Annotated in this window: 15 protein-coding genes; 12 read left to right on the forward strand and 3 right to left on the reverse strand. The window is 70.2% G+C overall.

Annotation, left to right across the window (positions count from 1 at the left end; genetic code table 11):
* Positions 1-68 precede the first annotated feature (68 nt).
* The 3 genes from AB0D57_RS00500 to AB0D57_RS00510 form a co-directional block, all read right to left on the reverse strand.
* Positions 69-728: a response regulator transcription factor gene (locus AB0D57_RS00500; RefSeq protein ID WP_362065679.1), complete on the reverse strand. Its 660-nt coding sequence runs from the start codon at positions 726-728 to the stop codon at positions 69-71.
* Between the two features lie 402 nt (positions 729-1,130).
* Positions 1,131-2,486 (reverse strand): sensor domain-containing protein, encoded by a 1,356-nt coding sequence (locus tag AB0D57_RS00505; protein ID WP_362065296.1) that lies wholly within the window; start codon positions 2,484-2,486, stop codon positions 1,131-1,133.
* A gap of 313 nt (positions 2,487-2,799) precedes the next feature.
* A complete protein-coding gene (locus tag AB0D57_RS00510) occupies positions 2,800-4,095 on the reverse strand; it encodes a sensor domain-containing protein (protein WP_362065299.1) in 1,296 nt (431 codons plus the stop codon).
* 444 nt (positions 4,096-4,539) lie between these two features.
* On the opposite strand from AB0D57_RS00510, the gene AB0D57_RS00515 reads away from it, so the two are divergent.
* The 12 genes from AB0D57_RS00515 to AB0D57_RS00570 all read left to right on the forward strand — a co-directional run bounded on the left by AB0D57_RS00515 (position 4,540) and on the right by AB0D57_RS00570 (position 16,239).
* Complete coding sequence (locus tag AB0D57_RS00515; protein ID WP_326786120.1) at positions 4,540-4,953, forward strand: NADH-quinone oxidoreductase subunit A; 414 nt, start codon at positions 4,540-4,542, stop codon at positions 4,951-4,953.
* Positions 4,944-5,555, forward strand: coding sequence for an NADH-quinone oxidoreductase subunit B family protein (locus AB0D57_RS00520; protein WP_362065303.1), 612 nt, complete (start codon positions 4,944-4,946; stop codon positions 5,553-5,555). The genes AB0D57_RS00515 and AB0D57_RS00520 overlap by 10 nt, the downstream gene beginning before the upstream one ends.
* A complete protein-coding gene (locus tag AB0D57_RS00525) occupies positions 5,552-7,003 on the forward strand; it encodes an NADH-quinone oxidoreductase subunit C (protein ID WP_362065306.1) in 1,452 nt (483 codons plus the stop codon). The genes AB0D57_RS00520 and AB0D57_RS00525 overlap by 4 nt, the downstream gene beginning before the upstream one ends.
* Entirely contained in the window at positions 7,000-7,965 is a 966-nt protein-coding gene (locus tag AB0D57_RS00530) for a complex I subunit 1 family protein (RefSeq protein WP_362065309.1), read from the forward strand. The genes AB0D57_RS00525 and AB0D57_RS00530 overlap by 4 nt, the downstream gene beginning before the upstream one ends.
* Before the next feature lie 2 nt (positions 7,966-7,967).
* Positions 7,968-8,624, forward strand: a complete 657-nt coding sequence (locus AB0D57_RS00535) for an NADH-quinone oxidoreductase subunit I (protein WP_362065312.1) — start codon at positions 7,968-7,970, stop codon at positions 8,622-8,624.
* Positions 8,621-9,292: an NADH-quinone oxidoreductase subunit J gene (locus AB0D57_RS00540; protein ID WP_362065315.1), complete on the forward strand. Its 672-nt coding sequence runs from the start codon at positions 8,621-8,623 to the stop codon at positions 9,290-9,292. The genes AB0D57_RS00535 and AB0D57_RS00540 overlap by 4 nt, the downstream gene beginning before the upstream one ends.
* Positions 9,292-9,705, forward strand: a complete 414-nt coding sequence (gene nuoK / locus AB0D57_RS00545) for an NADH-quinone oxidoreductase subunit NuoK (RefSeq protein WP_362065318.1) — start codon at positions 9,292-9,294, stop codon at positions 9,703-9,705. Before AB0D57_RS00540 ends, nuoK begins: the two co-directional genes overlap by 1 nt.
* Positions 9,702-11,693, forward strand: a complete 1,992-nt coding sequence (locus AB0D57_RS00550) for an NADH-quinone oxidoreductase subunit L (RefSeq protein WP_362065321.1) — start codon at positions 9,702-9,704, stop codon at positions 11,691-11,693. The genes nuoK and AB0D57_RS00550 overlap by 4 nt, the downstream gene beginning before the upstream one ends.
* 6 nt (positions 11,694-11,699) lie before the next feature.
* Complete coding sequence (locus AB0D57_RS00555; protein ID WP_362065324.1) at positions 11,700-13,286, forward strand: NADH-quinone oxidoreductase subunit M; 1,587 nt, start codon at positions 11,700-11,702, stop codon at positions 13,284-13,286.
* Positions 13,283-14,782, forward strand: a complete 1,500-nt coding sequence (locus tag AB0D57_RS00560) for an NADH-quinone oxidoreductase subunit N (RefSeq protein WP_362065328.1) — start codon at positions 13,283-13,285, stop codon at positions 14,780-14,782. The genes AB0D57_RS00555 and AB0D57_RS00560 overlap by 4 nt, the downstream gene beginning before the upstream one ends.
* Positions 14,783-14,986: 204 nt before the next feature.
* A complete protein-coding gene (gene htpX / locus AB0D57_RS00565; protein ID WP_362065331.1) occupies positions 14,987-15,850 on the forward strand; it encodes a zinc metalloprotease HtpX in 864 nt (287 codons plus the stop codon).
* Positions 15,847-16,239 carry a YccF domain-containing protein gene (locus AB0D57_RS00570; RefSeq protein ID WP_362065334.1) on the forward strand — a complete coding sequence of 131 codons (393 nt, stop codon included), beginning with the start codon at positions 15,847-15,849 and terminating at the stop codon, positions 16,237-16,239. Before htpX ends, AB0D57_RS00570 begins: the two co-directional genes overlap by 4 nt.
* Position 16,240 lies beyond the last annotated feature (1 nt).

Here is a 16,240-nt window from a genome sequence, read left to right on the forward strand (position 1 = left end):
GCGGCGCATCCTTTCTGCGCCAGGTCTCGCCTCTGACGCATTTCGATACCTGACACAGTGTCAGGTCATCAGGAGTTCAGGTAGGTGAGGACGGCGAGAACACGCCGGTGGTCCCCGTCGCTCGGGGAAAGACCCAGCTTCAGGAAGATGTTGCTGACGTGCTTCTCGACGGCGCCGTCACTGACGACGAGCTGCCGCGCGACCGCCGAATTGGTCCGGCCCTCGGCCATAAGTCCTAGGACCTCCCGCTCCCGCGGGGTGAGGCCGGCGAGCACGTCCTGCTTGCGACTGCGCCCGAGCAGCTGCGCGACCACCTCGGGGTCCAGCGCGGTGCCTCCCTGGGCCACCCGCACCACCGCGTCCACGAACTCGCGGACCTCGGCCACGCGGTCCTTCAGCAGATAGCCGACGCCGCGGCTCGAAGCGGCCAGCAGTTCGGTGGCGTAGCGTTCCTCCACGTACTGCGACAACACGAGCACGCCCAGTCCGGGATGGTGCTTGCGCAGCTGTACGGCCGCCTTGACGCCTTCGTCGGTGTGCGTCGGCGGCATCCTCACATCGGCGACCACGACGTCCGGCAGCGCGCCCTCGGCCGCCAGCTCGGTGATGGTCTTGATCAGCGCGTCGCCGTCCCCGACACCGGCCACGACATCGTGCCCGCGGTCGGTCAGCAACCGGGTCAGGCCCTCCCTGAGCAGCACTGAATCCTCGGCGATGACCACCCGCACCCTGTCCTCCACGATTCTCGGCCCCCCACAGCCCGTCGCCGGCCCGCGCCGGTTCGTCCCCGCCCGGTCGCCACCTGGTTTCTGCCCATACGGCAGTCCTCAGCATTCCAGCATTCGGACCAGCCTGCGCCCGGGTGGCGCGAATCGGTGCACATGACTCCGGGTTTCGGCCGGGGGCGGCCTTCAGCCAGTCGGGCGTTTGAGGACGAGCGCGTCAGCGCGACACGGGGGTCTGGGGGCGGAGTCCCAGGGGGAGACGGGACCGGGTAGGGGCGGCGGGGGCGAAACAACCCTGGCGCCGGCCTACCGCGCACGTCCGGCTCACCGCTCACCTCTCGGCGGGGCGAATCGGTTCACCCCGAGCGGAGCGAACCCGCTCACCCTGAGCGGAGCGATTTCCGCTCACCCCCGCCAGGGCAGCTCCGCAGTGATCCGGGTGGGCCCGGCCAGGGGCGAGTCCACCACCAGGATCCCGTCCACCGCGTCGAGCCGCTCCGCCAGCCCCGCCAGCCCGGACCCCGCGGAGACATCGGCGCCGCCCACCCCGTCGTCGACGACCTGAAGCATCAGCCGGTTGTCGACGCGCCAGACATCCACCGTGGCGTGCCTCGCACGGGAGTGCTTGCTGATGTTCTGCAGCAGCTCGGAGACGGTGAAGTACGCGATGCCCTCGATCGCGGGGGCGGGCCGGGCGGGAAGGTCCACCTCCACCTGCACCGGCACCGTGCATCGCGAGGCCACCGAGGACAGCGCGGCGTCCAGCCCGCGGTCGGTCAGCACGGCCGGATGGATCCCGCGGGCCAGATCCCGCAGCTCCTGCAACGCCGTCTTCACCTCACCGTGCGCCTCGTCCACCATCCGCGCCGCGGCGTGCGGATCCTCGGTGAGCTTCTCCTTGGCCAGGCCGAGCCCCATCGCGAGGTTGACGAGCCGGGCCTGCGCCCCGTCGTGCAGATCCCGCTCGATACGGCGCAGATCGGCCGCGGCAGTGTCGACGACGACCCCCCGGTCCGACTCCAGTTCGACCACCCGCGTCGCCAGCCGCGACGGCGCGAGCAGTCCCCGCACCATCAGCCGGTCCACCGAGGTCAGCGCCCGCACGATCCACGGCGTGGCCATGGTGATCAGCAGCCCCAGCAGCACCGTGACCGTGAGCTCGAAGGGGTTGTCCAACTGGACGCTGTGGGTGTCGTCGCCGAAGATCTGAAGGCCGTCCTGACCGGCGTACACCGGGAAGACCCAGAACCACAGCGGATACGTCAGCATCGTCCAGCCGCACGCCCAGAAGCTCAGCGCCACTGAGAACGAGAACACCGCCCACGGGAACTGGACCAGCGCGTACAGCAGCTGCCGCCACGACGAACCGCTCTTCAGCATCGCCCCCATCCACGCCATCACCCCCCGCTTCTTTGTTCGCAGCGGCTCCGGCGTGGCCACCTCGACGCCGAGCAGCCCGCGCGCCCGTGCCCGCTCCAGCGCACCGAACCCGCGGCAGCCCGCCAAGGCCGCGGCGAGCACCGGTATCCCCAGGAAGGTGACCAGCAGCCCGGCGCCGAGCGAGAACATCGTGACGGCGAACGTGAACATGATGATGCCGAGCGGCAGGCTCAGCATCACGTAGCAGAACTCGCGCCAGCTGCGGGCCTCGATCGGCGCCCGCAGCGGTGCCGGGAGGCGGTGCCGCCGCGCCTCGGCGCCCGCCCCATGGAATCCGGGCCCGCTCCCGTGCCCGTACCCCTGTCCGTACTCCGTGGCCATCGGTGTCGTCCGTTCTACTCGTCCTGCTCGTCGGCTCGTACCTCCACCTTGTTGTCCCCGGCACTTTCCGGCCATGGAGCGGGTCGGCGTCTTGGAGCGGGGGTTTTCCCTACCTCGGAGCCGGAGCCGGAGCCGGCCGGAGACCGCCGGAGACCTGCATGGGCGCACGGAACGTCACGACGGCGGCAGCCGTACGAGGCAGGCGCCGACGGCACCTCGAAACGACCGCACCCGCGCGGCACGGCTACCGCGGGGAACGGCACGACTGTCAGGCGCTACGGCTACCGCGCGCCACTGCTACCGCGCGCTACGGCTACCGCGCGGTCTCGTCCCCCCGGTCCCGCCACGGCAGCTCCGCCGTGATGGTCGTCGGCCCGCCGGGCGGAGAGTCGATGACGAACAGCCCGTCCACCGCGCCGAGCCGGTCCGCGAGCCCCGCCATCCCCGTACCGCCGTCGAGGCCCGCCCCGCCGTGCCCGTCGTCCCGGACCTGTATGAGCAGCCGTTCGTCGGTCCGCCACACGTCGACGGACGCGGACCTCGCTCCGCTGTGCTTGCTCACGTTCTGCAACAACTCGGAGACGGTGAAGTAGGCGATGCCCTCGATGGCCGCGGCCGGTCGCGTCTCCAGGTCGGCCGTCACCTTCACCGGCACGGTGCAGCGCGAGGCGACCGACGACAACGCCGCGTCCAGGCCCCGGTCGGTGAGGACCGCAGGGTGGATACCGCGGGCCAGGTCGCGCAGCTCCTGCAGGGCCAGTTTCACCTCGCCGTGCGCCTCGTCGACCATGGCCGCGGCCGCGTCGGGATCTTCCAGCAGCTTCTCCTTGGCCAGGCCGAGCCCCATCGCGAGGTTCACGAGCCGGGCCTGCGCCCCGTCGTGCAGATCCCGCTCGATGCGACGCAGGTCGGCCGCCGCCGTGTCGACCACGACCCCGCGGTCCGACTCCAGTTCGGCGATGCGCCGCTCCAACTCGTCGGAGGGCGACAGCAGCCCGCGCACCAGGGCCCGGTCCACGTTCGTCAGCCCCCGCGCGATGAACGGCAGTACCGGCCACAACACGAACAGCGACGTGAGTGTGACCGTGAAGGTGACGATGCCCCACGGGAGCCGGATGAAGTCGTACAGCACCGTTCGCCAGCCCACCGGGTCCTTCAGGCTCGACCACAGCCAGGCGAAGAAGCCGGTCCGGCGCACCGGCAGCGGGCTCGGCTCGTCGATCCGCACGCCGAGCAGGGCCCGCGCCCGGGCCCGCTCCATCTTGCCCAGCTGCCGCGCGCCGAGCAGCCCGCCCGCGAGCAGCGGCAGTCCGACCACTGTCACCGAGAGCGCCGCGCCCGTGGATATCAGTGTCACGACGTACACGAAGCCGAAGATCGAGACCGGCAGATTGGCGAGGAGATGCGCGATCTCCGCCCACGTCCGTCCGTTCAGGGCGAGGCGGGCGGGGGGCAACTGGTCGCCGCCGGAGGTCCCGTCGGCGGTTGAGTCGGAGGCCGAGCCGGAAGTCGTGTCGAGCGTCGCGTCGGGCGCCCTGCGGGAGGTCCCGCCGGATACCCCGTCCGACGGGGCGTCCGGCAGGGCGACAGAGGTGATGCGTTCGGTCATATCCGCTAGCCTGCCCGGCCGCGAGCCGCCGCGCCATGAGGTGGACCGCCACGATCCCCTGGGGAAAACCCCACCCCCTGAGGTGAAACCGGACGCGCCCGCAGGACGAAACGGGACGGCCACGCGAGGTGCAAGGGAAGGGGAGGGCGTAGGGATGGCAATGGGATGGGCCCGCGAGGTGCAATAGGACGTGACAGGGACGCACGGACGGGAGTCCCGCGGCGCGTGAGCCGCACGCGTCGCACGCGTCCGCGAGGCACGGACGAGGACCCCGCGGCGGATGGGCCGGAGGCATCCACGATGGTCCAGCCGTGACGGGCTGCTTACCGTTTCTTTAGCAGGCCCTAGACTCCCGTCCGTACAGATCGTCGAACAGGGCGCATCACAGAGTGCGCGACGGTGCGCACGACGGGGCGCAGCGAGGTCAGGGAGTGAGGGGCTGACGTGCCGGAACCGACCGTTGTCACGGCGACCGGGACTGTCGTCGCGGCGGACTACTTCCAGTCCTACTCGGTTGTCGGACTGCTCGCCGTCGTGGGCGTGCTCTTCGTCGCCGTCGCCTTCGGGGCGGGCCGCCTGCTGCGGCCGGTCGTCCCCACCCCAGAGAAACTTCTGACGTACGAGTGCGGTGTCGACCCCGTCGGCGAGGGCTGGGCCCACACTCAGGTCCGCTACTACGTCTATGCCTTCCTCTACGTGATCTTCGCGGTCGACTCGATCTTCCTCTTCCCCTGGGCGACCGTCTTCGCCGCGCCCGGCTACGGCGCGGCGACGCTCGTGGAGATGTTCATCTTCCTCGGCTTCCTGGCCGTGGGCCTGCTGTACGCATACAAGAAGGGCGTCCTGACATGGACGTGACCCCGGAGACCTCAGAGCAGCCGGTTCTGCTGCCGGAGCCGAAGCGGCTGGGCGCGCTCTCCCGCCTGGCCCCCGAGCCGATGAAGGTGGTCCTGAACTGGGGCCGTCGCTATTCGCTCTGGGTCTTCAACTTCGGCCTCGCCTGCTGCGCCATCGAGTTCATCGCCGCGTCGATGGCCCGCCACGACTTCATCCGCCTCGGCGTGATCCCCTTCGCGCCCGGCCCGCGCCAGGCCGACCTGATGGTGGTGTCGGGCACGGTCACGGACAAGATGGCCCCGGCCGTCAAACGCCTCTACGAGCAGATGCCCGAGCCCAAGTACGTCATCTCCTTCGGCGCCTGTTCCAACTGCGGCGGCCCGTACTGGGACTCGTACTCCGTCACGAAGGGCGTCGACCAGATCATCCCGGTGGACGTCTACGTCCCCGGCTGCCCGCCACGCCCGGAGGCCCTCCTCCAGGGCATCCTGAAACTCCAGGAGAAGATCGCCCGTGAGTCGCTGGGCGAGCGCTACGGGGCCGGGGCGGCGCGTCCGTCCGCGGCCGCGCTCCAGAGCGGCCTGGTGAAGCCGCCCGTGCCCGTCCCGGGGGAGGACCGATGACCGTCGGCTGGCTTCCCGGCCCCGCCGAAGAACTCTTCGGCCCGGACGCCACGGCCGAGGAGTCCTACGAGGTCCTGACGGTCGACGTGCCGCCGACCTCCTGGATCGAGGCCCTGCGGACGGCGCGATCCACCCTGGGCTGCACGTACTTCGACTGGCTGAGCGCCGTCGACGAACCCGGCACGGGTTTCCGCGTCTTGGCCCACGTTGTGGCGCTCTCCCCGGTACGCCGTCTTCTCGTCCGTACGACGGTCCCGCACTCGGCACCGGTCCTCGCGTCCGCGGTGTCCGTGTACGCGGGCGCCGGTTGGCACGAGCGCGAGACCCACGAGATGTTCGGCGTCACCTTCGAGGGCCACCCCGGCCTCGATCCGCTCCTCCTCCCGGAGGGCTTCGAGGGCCATCCCCTCCGCAAGGACTTCGTCCTCGCCGCCCGCGTGGCCAAGGCCTGGCCCGGTGCGAAGGAACCCGGTGAGTCCGACCACGGTGGGCCGAAGCGCCGGCAGATGCTTCCGCCCGGCGTCCCCGACCCCAACGAGTGGGGCCCCCTGAAGGGCCAGCTTCCGGCGGCCCCGGCCCGCCCGGCCCGCGGCGCCGGCCGCGCCGCCGGCGACCGTCCGGTGCGCCGGGCACGTACGGCGGGGGAGGGCTCGGCAAGCCAGGCCACCGGCACCGGTGCCGCCGCCGGTGCGGGTACGAGGACCGGCGCCGCTGCGGACGCCCCGGCACCGCCGCGCCGCGCGCGCAGCGCGAGCCAGGGCTCGGCAAGCCAGCAGCAGACCGAACCCCGCCCCCCGGCCGGTGACCAGCAGGCAGGTCCGGCCCCGGACCAGCAGGCAGCTCCTGCCCTCGACCAGCTGACGGTTGCGGGGACTCCTGAGACTCCTGCGGCTGCAGGGACTCCCGCGGCTCCGGGGACTCCTGAGGCTTCCGCGGCTCCGGGGACTTCTGAGGTTCGGGGGACTCCTGAGGCTCCTGAGGCTCCTGCGCCTCCGGAGACTCCGGTGCTTCCGGCGGCCTCTTCGACCCCGGGGCCGGCAGCTCCTGCGGGCCCCCGCCGTGCGCGCAGCGCGAGCCAGGGCTCGGCCTCGCAGCGGGCGGAGGGATCAGAGGGAACGGCGGAGGGCGCCGGGCCAACACCTCCGGGCACCGGCGAGCCAACGGTTCCCTCCACACCGATACCCCCCGCCGTGCCGCGCAGCTCGGATGCCCCGTGGCACCACGCCCGCCCCGCCTTCGACGAGCCCGAGGCGAAGCGCGAAGCCACCGGTGCGCAGCCCGAGGTCACCACGCAACCCGAGGTCACCCCGAAATCCGAGCAAGCCCCGAAACCCGAGGCCCCACAACAACCCGAGGCGACCCCGAAACCCCCGACCGAAACAACCCCCGACAAACCCCAGCCCGACGCCACCCCAGACCCCGAGGCGCCCTCCGGAGGCACGCAGTGAACGACGCTCTGGACGTCGCCCTGCGACTCCTCATCGTCTTCGTCGTCTTCCTGACGTTCCCCCTGATCGTCGGTCAGACCGAACACAAGGTGATGGCCCACATGCAGGGCCGCCTCGGCCCGATGTACGCGGGCGGCTTCCACGGCTGGGCCCAACTCGTCGCAGACGGCGTGAAGTTCGCACAGAAGGAAGACGTTGTCCCCACGGGTGCGGACCGCCGTATCTTCCAACTCGCCCCCGCCGTTGCCCTCCTCCCGTACCTCCTGGTCCTTCTCGCCATCCCCATCGGCCCGGGCGAGGGTGCCGTCGGCGAGGTCGTCGACGCGGGCATCTTCTTCGTCCTCGCCGTCATGGGCGTGGGCGTCCTCGGCTCACTGATGGCGGGCTGGGCCTCGGCCAACAAGTTCTCCCTCCTCGGGGGCCTCCGCACCGCCGCCCAGCTGCTCGCGTACGAACTCCCGATGCTGCTGACCGCCGCCTCGGTGGCGATGGCGGCCGGTACGGTCTCCCTCCCAGGCATCGTCGCCGCCTTCGAGTGGTGGTGGCTGCCCTGGCAGATCGTCGGCGCGATCGTCTTCTTCGTGGCGGGCCTCGCCGAACTCCAACGGCCGCCCTTCGACATGCCCGTCGCCGACTCGGAGATCATCTTCGGCGCGTACACCGAGTACACGGGCCTGCGTTTCGCCCTGTTCCTCCTCGCCGAGTACGCCGGAATCGTCGTCTTGTGCGGTCTGACCACCGTCCTCTTCCTGGGCGGCTGGCACGGCCCGTGGGGCGCCGACGGCCTCGGCTGGGTCTGGACCCTCCTGAAGGCGGCCGTCCTCGCCTTCGTCGTCATCTGGCTGCGCGTCACCTACCCCCGCCTGCGCGAGGACCAGCTCCAGAAACTCTCCTGGACCCTCCTCGTCCCCCTCTCCCTCGCCCAGATCGCCCTCACCGGCGTCGTCAAGGTGGTGATGTAACCGTGGCCCCGATCCCCGGCGCCGGCCTCGCCAAGGGCCTGGCCGTCACCCTTCGCACGATGACGAAGAAGACCGTCACCGCGCAGTACCCGGACGCCCAGCCCGAACTTCCGCCGCGCTCCCGCGGCGTCATCGGCCTCTTCGAGGAGAACTGCACGGTCTGCATGCTGTGCGCCCGCGAGTGCCCGGACTGGTGCATCTACATCGACTCCCACAAGGAGACGGTGCCACCCGTCGCTCCCGGTGGCCGCGAGCGCAGCCGCAACGTCCTCGACCGCTTCGCCATCGACTTCTCCCTGTGCATGTACTGCGGTATCTGCATCGAGGTCTGCCCTTTCGACGCGCTGTTCTGGTCCCCGGAGTTCGAGTACGCGGAGACCGACATCCACGAACTCACCCACGAACGCGACAAGCTCCGCGAGTGGATGTGGACCGTCCCGGCCCCGCCCGCCCTCGACCCCGCCGCCGAGGAACCGAAGGAACTCGCCGCCGCCCGCAAAACCGCCGAGAAACTCGCCGCCGAGGCAGCCGAACCCGCCCCCGAGGCAGAACAGCCAGCCCAGACCGAGCCCCCGGCGCCGGGCACGCCCAGGCCGGCGAAGCCGTCCGAACCCTCCCAGCCCTCCGAACCCGCCGAGCCAAGGGAGGGCGAGTCGTGACCCTCGCAGCCGCCACGGCATGGGCGACAACCACAACCACAACCACCGCCGCCGAAAGCCACGGCTTCCTCTCCCCGACCGGTGTCGAGATCGCCTTCCTCCTCGTCGGCCTGGTCACCCTCGGCGCCGCGATCGTCACCGTCACCACCAAGCAGCTGGTGCACGCCGCCCTGTGGCTGGTGGTGGCGCTCGGCGGTCTCGCCGTCGAGTACCTCCTGCTCACGGCCGAGTTCATCGCCTGGGTGCAGGTCCTCATCTACGTCGGTTCCGTCGTCGTCCTCCTCCTGTTCGGTCTGATGCTCACCAGGGCCCCCATCGGCCGCTCCCCGGACGCCGATTCCGGCAACCGCTGGGCCGCCCTGACCGTGGCCGTCGCCGCGGCCGCCGCCCTGGTCTGGGTCGTCGTCGACGCCTTCCGGACGACCTGGGTCGACCTGGACGGCCCCGCCGTCGGCTCCACCGAGGTGACCGGAGCGAGCCTCTTCCAGAACTGGGTGCTCCCCTTCGAAGCGCTCTCCGTCCTCCTCCTCGCCGCCCTGGTCGGCGCGATCGTCCTCTCCCGCAAGGCGGACGCGGACGCGGCGACCACCGCGGGCGTCCCCGCCGGCGGGACCGTCCCGAACTCCCGCATCGACGGCGCCCGGAGCGACAAGGAAGGCACCCGCTGATGCACCTCGCCTATCCCGCCGTGCTCTCCGCCCTTCTCTTCTGCACCGGCCTGTACGGAGTTCTCGCGCGCCGCAACGCGATCCTTGTCCTGATGTCCGTCGAGCTGATGCTCAACGCCGTCAACCTGAACCTCGTCGCCTTCGACGTCTGGCTCTCCAAGGCGGCCCGCGACACGCTCCACTCCGGCCAAGCGCTGACCCTGTTCACCATCGCCATCGCCGCCGCCGAGATCGGCATCGGCCTGGCGATCGTCCTCGCCGTGTACCGCAACCGCGGCACCTCGGACATCGACAAACTCCGCGACACCGCCGAGGGCCCCGCAACGGACGGCCCGGACGGCGACGGCCCCGAAGGTGACGGCGCCGAGGAAGCCTCCGTCACGGCAGACGAGAAGGCTGAGGCCACCGCGTGACCACGACCACCCTCGCCGTCCTCGTCCCCCTCCTTCCGTTCCTTGGCGCCGCGGCCGGACTCCTGCTCGGCCGCACAGCCCCCGGCTTCGTCCGCCCCCTCGCCGTACTCCCACCCCTCACCTCGCTCGTCATCGCCGTACTGGTCGCCGTACGCCAGGGCGGCGGTCAGGCCATCGACGCCGCCACCGAGCTCACGCCGACCGGCTCGATCCCCATCGAACTCGCCCTGTACATCGACGGCTTCGCAGCCCTCGTCGCTGTGCTCGTCTGCGTCGTCGCCTCCTGCGTGCAGATCTACTCGACGGGCTACCTCCGCGACGACCCGCGCTACCCCTCGTACGCCGCCCTCGTCTCCCTCTTCACCTCCGCGATGCTGCTCGTCGTCTACTCCGGCGACCTGATGGTGCTCCTGGTCGGCTGGGAGATCATGGGCATCTGCTCGTACTTCCTGGTCGGTCACTACTGGGAGACCCCCGAGGCCCGCGCCGCCTCGGTCAAGGCCTTCCTGGTCACCAAGCTCGGCGACGTCCCCTTCCTCATCGGTCTGTTCGCGCTCGCCACCGACGCCGGGTCCTTCCGCATCACCACGGTCCTCGGCACCGTCGCAAGCGGCGGACTGCACCACCCGACACTGATCGCCCTGCTGCTCCTCGCCGGTGTGGCGGGCAAGTCGGCGCAGTTCCCGCTGCACACCTGGCTGCCCGACGCGATGGCGGGCCCCACCCCCGTCTCCGCGCTGATCCACGCCGCGACGATGGTCGCCGCCGGTGTCTACTTCGTCGCCCGCCTCCTCCCTGTCTTCCAGGCCTCTTCGGCCGCGATGGTCGTCCTCGCCGTCATGGCCGCCGTGACGATGGCCGGCTCGGCGCTCGCCGCGCTCGCCCAGGACGACATCAAGCGCGTCCTCGCCTATTCGACGATCGGCCAGCTCGGCTACATGACCGGCGCCCTCGCCGTCGGCGACCGCGGCGCCGCCGTGTTCCACCTCCTTGCGCACGGCGCCTTCAAGGCGCTGCTGTTCCTCGCCGCAGGCGTGATCATCCACGCCGCCGGCACCAACTCGCTCGCTGTCATGTCCCGCATGAAGGACCTGCGCACCCGCGTCCCCGACGCCTACTGGACGATGACCGTGGCGCTCCTCGCGCTCGCCGCGATCCCGCCGTTCAGCGGCTTCTTCTCCAAAGAGGCCGTCCTCGGCGCCGCCGAGCATGTCGCCACCGGCCACACCGAGCACGCCCCCGGCGCCGCGGGCTGGATCGTCCTCCTCGCCGGCCTGATCAGCGCCGTACTCACCGCCGCGTACGCCACCCGCCTGTGGCTGCTGGCCTTCCGCGGCCAGGGCGCCGAGGCCCCCGACCACGGCAGGCAGCCGCTCACCATGACGGCCGTCCTGTGGGTGCTCGCCATCCCGTCGCTCGTCTTCGGTCTGGCGTACAGCCCGCTGCCCGACTGGTTCGACGGCCGCGACCTGACGCCGGTCCTCACGACCTCCGTCCTCGGTACAGGTCTCTCCCTGGTCGGCGGACTCGTCACCTACGGCGCCTGGCGGCACACCAGCGCCCTGGCCGCGCGCGTCCCGCTGGGTGCGGTCGTGGCCCACCCCGACGCCGACGCCGGACATGTCGAGGCCGAGGCCATCGCGCTCCACACGCCCGCGTTCGGAGATGTGGCCTACGCACCCGACCCGGCGGACCCGGGACGGCTGCTGCTCGGCCCGCTGCACCGCCACGCGGCTGTCGGCTTCCACCTCGACGCTGTGTACACAACCCTGTTCGTCCGCCCGGTCCAGGCCGGAGCCGCACTCGTCCGGTTCCTCGACCGCGAGGTCGTCGACACCTACGTACGCGGTGCGGGCGCCCTACCCCGCTGGCTCGGCACGGCCGTACGGCGTGCGCAGACCGGCAATGTGCAGACCTATGTGAGTGCGCTGCTCGCCGGCACCGTCGTCCTGGTGGTCGCCGCCCTCCTCGTCGCCACGGGAGCGTGAGCAGGCGTGATCGATATCAGTGAATCCGTGATGCAGATCCTTCTGGCATTCATCGTCGTCGGCCCGCTCATCGGCGCCGCCGCCGCTCTCCTGCCCGCCCCGCCCGGGCTGAAAGGGAAGTCGCCCGAGCAGGCGGTGCTGCGGCACGGCGTGACCGTGACCGGCGCGGTGCTCATCGCCGCGATCGTCCTCACGCTCGGCTTCGACCACGACACCCCGGCCAAGGCACAGCAGATGCAGGCTACGACGGACATCAGCTGGATCCCCGCACTCGACGTGCGGATCCACCTCGGCATCGACGGCATTTCCCTCCCCCTCCTGGTCCTGACCGCGCTGTTGACCTTCCTCTGCGCGCTGTACAGCTACTTCAAGATGCCCGAAGGCCCGACCCCGAAGGCCTTCGTCGCCCTGCTGCTCGTCCTCGAGTCCGGCACCCTCGCGACCTTCGCCGTCCTCGATCTGCTGCTGTTCTTCCTGGCGTTCGAGATGGTGCTCATCCCGATGTACTTCCTCATCGCCCGATGGGGCGGTGCCCAGCGCCAGGCCGCCGCCTGGAAGTTCATCCTCTACACGCTGCTCGGTTCGGTCGTCATGCTGCTGGGCCTGCTCCTGATCGGAATCAACGCGGGCACATTTGACATGGTGGCACTCGCCACTGACAACGGCTCGTCGCTGACGACATCCGTGCAGGTCATTGCCGTTTTGGCGATCGGAATCGGGCTCGCGGTCAAGACGCCGATGTGGCCGCTGCACAGCTGGCTGCCGGACGCCCACACCGCCGCGCCCACCGTCGGCTCGGTCCTGCTGGCCGGCGTGCTGCTGAAGATGGGTACGTACGGGTTCGTCCGCATTCTGCTGCCCATCACGCCGGACGGGATGCACACCTTCGCCCCCTACCTCGCCGCCTTCGCCGTGGTCGGAATCATCTACGGATCCCTGGCCTGCCTGGCCCTCGCCAAGCAGGGCGCGAAGGGCGATCTCAAGCGGCTCATCGCGTACTCGTCCGTCGGCCACATGGGCTTCGTACTGCTCGGCATCTCGACGATGACCCCGACCGGCGTGAACGGCGCGCTGTTCGCCAACATTGCTCACGGCCTCATCACCGGCCTGCTGTTCTTCCTCGTCGGGGCCTTGAAGGACCGCACGGGCACGACCGACCTCGACACGCTCGCCGAGGGGACCGGCGCTGCGCTGTACGGCAAGGCCCCGCGCCTCGGCGGCCTCCTCGCCTTCGCCGCCGTCGCCTCGCTCGGGCTGCCGGGCCTCGCCGGATTCTGGGGCGAGATGCTCGCGCTGTTCGGCGCGTTCAAGCCCGCCGACGACCTCAACCGCCCCGCGTATCTGACGTTCATGGCGATCGCGGCCTTCGGCACGCTGCTCACCGCCGCGTACATGCTCGTCGTCGTACGCCGGGTCTGCATGGGTGCCACCCCGCAGCAGGACTCTCCGAAGCTCGCCGACGTCCAGAGCTACGAGTTTGCGGCCTGGACGCCGCTCGTCGCCCTCACCGTCGTCGCGGGTCTGTGGCCCAAGGCCCTCCTCGGCCTGACCGACCCGGCCGTTCAGCAGCTCCTCGCAGGAGGCACCCGATGAGCTCCCTGGTCCAGTCCGTCGACTGGCTCGCGATCGCGCCGCCCACCATCGCTGCGGTCGTCGGACTCGTCGTGCTGGTCGCCGACCTCTTCCTCGACGACGCCAAGAAGGCAGCGCTCGGCTGGGTCTCAGTCGCGGGACTGGCCGCGTCCACACTCATGCTGCTGCCCCTCCTGGACGGCGACCGCGCCACCTTCTGCCTGACCGGCGACGCAGACGTCTGCAGCTATACGGCGGACCGGTTCACGCTCGTCATCCAGTTCCTGGTCCTCGGCGGCGCCCTCCTCACGGCCCTGCTGTCGGTCACGGCCCTGAAGGACGCCAAGGGGGAACTCCCCGAAGGGGAGTTCTGGTTCCTGCTGCTCTCCTCGGCCGCGGGCGCTGCCCTGCTGCCCGCGTCCCGGGACCTCGCGACCCTCATCGTCGCCCTGGAAGTCGCCTCCCTGCCGGCCTTCGCGCTCGTCGGCCTCAAGCGAGGCGACAAGAAGTCCTCCGAAGCGGCCCTGAAGTTCTTCCTGTCCTCCGTCACCGCGACCGCCGTGAGCCTCATGGGCGTCAGCTTCGTCTACGCGACGACCGGCACCCTCTACCTCACCCAGATCGCGGACAAGATCCAGAACGTCGACGAACAGTTCCACACGCTCGCCCAAGCGGGTGTCGTCCTCACCCTCGTCGGCTTCGCCTTCAAGACGGCCGCGGTGCCCTTCCACTTCTGGGTGCCAGACACCTACGTGGGCGCGCCCTTGCCGATCGCCGCCTACTTGTCGGTCATCGGCAAGGCGGTCGGCTTCTCCGGACTGATCCTCGTCACGGTCGTCGCCCTCCCGTCGTACGCGGACGTCTGGGGCCCGGCACTTGCCGTGCTGGCCGCCCTCACAATGACCGTCGGCAACGTCGGCGCCCTGCGGCAGCAGTCCACGCGCGCGTACAGCGCGGTACGGCTGCTCGCATGGTCTTCCGTCGGCCAGGCCGGCTACCTCCTGGTGCCGATCGCAGCCGCCGGCTATTCCAAGGACGCCGAGAAGGCCGTCGGCTCCACCGTCGCGTACGCACTCATGTACGCCGTCGTGAACCTCGGCGCCTTCGCGGTGGCCGCGCTGGTCGCCCGCAGGAGCCCCCTGAATCGCATCAGCGACTACCGCGGCCTGTACGCGCAGAGCCCCCTGTCAGCGCTGCTCCTAGGCTTCTTCCTGCTCTGCCTCGCCGGGCTGCCGCCGGGCATCATCGGGCTGTTCGCCAAGGTCACCGTCTTCTCGGTGGCTGTCGACGCGGGGCTCGGCTGGCTGGCCGTGGTCATGGCCGTCAACGTCGTGATCGCGCTCTTCTACTACCTCCAGTGGACGACCCTGCTCTTCCGCGCCCCCGAGGGCGAGCCCGAGAAGCACCGGGTCCCGGCCCCCCTGACGGCCGCCATCGCCCTGACGGCAGTCCTGGGCATCGCTCTCTCCGGGGCGCCCCAGCTGGTGCTGCGCTTCTCGGACACCGGGCTGTTCTGACATCCGTTTCTGACATCCGCACAGCACGCGCGCGCGTGGGCCGGTGCGCGCCATCACCCGGGCGGCCCACACGCGCCGGTGCGCGCACAAGGGAACTAGTACTTCCCGCCTGGCGTTGACCTGTACGGGAGGGTCCACTGAAGAGTGGAAGCAGAGCGTCAGTAAGCAAAGGGTTCCCCTGCCGCACCACTTGGAGGGCGTACCGTGCACCGCCGGCACAACGGGCTCAGGACCGCCGTACTCCTCGGGGGACTGTCCGCACTCATCATCGTCATCGGCAGCTTCTTCGGGCGTACCGGCCTAGTCGTCGCGCTGTTCATCGCGATCGGAACGAACGCGTACGCGTACTGGAACAGCGACAAACTGGCTCTACGCGCGATGCGCGCGCGCCCGGTGAGTGAGTTCGAGGCCCCCGCCCTCTACCGCATGGTCCGCGAGCTCTCGACCCAGGCCCGTCAGCCCATGCCGCGCCTGTACATCTCACCGACGGAAGCGCCCAACGCCTTCGCGACGGGACGAAACCCGCGTAATGCGGCCGTGTGCTGCACCGAAGGAATCCTGCGCATCCTGGACGAGCGCGAGCTGCGCGGCGTCATCGGCCATGAACTCAGCCACGTCTACAACCGCGACATCCTCATCTCGTCGGTCGCGGGCGCCCTCGCCTCAGTGATCATGTTCCTGGTCAATTTCGCCTGGCTGATCCCCATCGGTCGTTCGAACGACGACGACGGCCCCGGCATCCTGGGCATGCTGCTGATCATGATCCTGGGCCCACTCGCCGCAACCGTCATCCAGCTCGCCATCAGCCGTTCCAGAGAGTACGAGGCGGACGCGTCCGGCGCCCAGATCACCGGCGACCCCCTCGCCCTCGCGAGCGCCCTGCGCAAACTCGACGCCGGCACCAAGCAACTGCCACTACCCCCCGAGCCGCGCATCGAGACAGCGAGTCACATGATGATCGCGAACCCCTTCCGCCCGGGCCAGGGAATGTCGAAGATGTTCTCTACGCACCCTCCGATGGCGGAGCGCATCGCCCGGCTCGAGAAGATGGCAGGTCACCACCAGTGAAGACAATCCTGAACGTCATCTGGCTCGTCCTGAGCGGCTTCTGGCTGTTCCTCGGGTATCTGGCCGCGGGTGTGATCCTGTGCATCACCATTATCGGCATCCCCTTTGGTATCGCCGCGTTCCGTATCGGCGTCTACGCCCTGTGGCCCTTCGGCTACACGACGGTGGAGCGCCGCGACGCGGGTGCCCCCTCCTGCGTCGGCAATGGCCTGTGGCTGGTCCTCGCGGGCTGGTGGCTCGCCCTTGCCCACATCGTCACCGGCGTCCTTCTCTGCATCACGATCATCGGCATCCCCTTCGGTATCGCCAACTTCAAGCTCATCCCGGTTTCGCTGCTTCCTCTGGGGCGCGAAATCGTGCGCACGGACCAGCCGTTCGCGACGCGTTAGC

The organism is Streptomyces sp. NPDC048275 (assembly GCF_040652275.1).
In the GTDB taxonomy this organism is placed as follows: Bacteria; Actinomycetota; Actinomycetes; order Streptomycetales; family Streptomycetaceae; genus Streptomyces.